The sequence below is a fragment of the Kitasatospora sp. NPDC001683 genome (assembly GCF_053596495.1).
This window is the reverse complement of sequence record NZ_JBSFGK010000082.1, coordinates 34,176-35,891: the sequence shown is the minus strand read 5'-3', so window position 1 is coordinate 35,891 and position 1,716 is coordinate 34,176. Positions and strand designations below refer to the sequence as shown.

The following is a 1,716-nucleotide window of genomic DNA, read 5'->3' as shown; positions in this document are numbered from 1 at the left end:
CGGCCTGCACCTCGGCCAGCATCCGCGCCGCCTCGTCCGCGCTCGGCCGGTCGGCCGGGTCCTTGGCCATCAGCGCGGCCAGCACCGGCCCGAGCCGCCCGGCGTCACCGGGCGGCAGCCGCGCCGCGTCCGCATCCATCGACGAGAGGAAACCCATGGGCTCGACCACCGGTGCACGCGAACCGCGCGGCCGCACGTCGCTCGGGACAGCATCAGTCCTGGCCATCGCACTGCTCGCACCGCTGCCGCTGGCCAACCACGCGCACGCCGCCACCAGTTGCGGGCCGGGACCCGCCGCGCTGCCCGCCTCCGACACGCCCAGGCCGCCGCTCTCACCGTGGACCGGGAGCTGGGGAACCGCCATGGGCTCGGCCGGCACCTCCGCCTCCTCGGGCGTGACCGGGCAGCAGACCCTGCGCATGGTGATCCACACCAGCATCGGTGGAAGCAACGCCCGCATCCACCTGGTGAACACCTTCAGCCCCGATCCTGTGACCATCGGGCACGTCACCATCGCCGCCCAGCAAGGCGGCTCCACGGCCGCCGCCACGCCGGTCACCCTGATGTTCAACGGATCCCAGCAGACCGTCATCCCCCCGGGCGGCGACGTCTACAGCGACGCGGCCGCGTTCCCGATCACGGCCGACCAGAACCTGCTGGTCAGCCTCTGGCTGCCCAACGGGGTCACCACCGCGCCGTACCACGCCTATACGCTCACCACCTCCTACACCTCTGTCTCCGGTGACGGCGCCGACCACACCCAGGACCAGGACGGCACGAACCTCCCCACTCGCTTCGGCCAGTGGGCCTACCTCAGCGGACTCGACGTCACAGCCGCCAGTGGCGGCGGCACGGTGGTGGCCCTCGGCGACTCCCAAGTGGACGGCGGCCACACCACCCCGGACTCCAACACCCGCTGGGTCGACGACTACGGGCGCGTCCTGACCGCCCAACCGGCGCCGATGGGGATCGTTAACAAGGGCATCTCCGGCAACCGGCTGCTCAACGACGGGTCCGGCGGCCGAACCCCCTACGGGCAGAGCGCGCTCAACCGCTTCGACCGGGACGTGCTCTCACAGGCCGGTGTGCAGAGCGTCGTGCTCTACGAGGGCATCAACGACATCACCATGGACGGCGCCTCCGACGCATCGATCGAGTCGGCGATCCAGCAACTGGCAGCCCGCTCGCATGCGGCCGGGCTGAGGTTCACCGCGGCCACCATCCCCGCCTACCAGGGCTACACCGGCTACACCACGGCCGGGGAGCAGGTCCGCCAGTGCGTGAACAGCTACATCCGCACCACCAAGGACATCGACGGCTTCTACGACTTCGACCGGGCGACCCGCGACCCGCTGACTCCGAGCAGTCTGTTCGCCGGCTACTACGACCACGGCGACGACCACCTGCACCTCAACAGCAACGGCAACCAGGCCCTCGCCAACGTCATCGCGCCGCCGCTCACATCGGCCAGGCTCACCCTGAACTTCTCCCAGACCACGGCCGGCGCCTTCCACGGGAAGGGCAGCAGCGACATCGTCGCCCGCAACGACTCTGACGGCCACCTGTACGAGTGGGCCGGCGACGGCGCCGGGAGCTTCGCCGCTCCGGTCGACCTCACCGACGGTTGGGGTCCGTTCTCGCAGACCACCGCAGGAGACTTCCGCGGCACCGGCCACGCCGACCTCATCGCACGTGAAGACTCCACGGGCAACCTGT

The 1,716-nt window shown here is 70.6% G+C and carries 1 protein-coding gene; it reads left to right on the top strand.

Annotated features, from left to right (window positions below):
- Nucleotides 1-155: 155 nt before the first annotated feature.
- Nucleotides 156-1,716: SGNH/GDSL hydrolase family protein (locus ACWCYO_RS31910; protein ID WP_449786151.1), on the top strand; the 1,561-nt coding region annotated here is incomplete at its 3' end.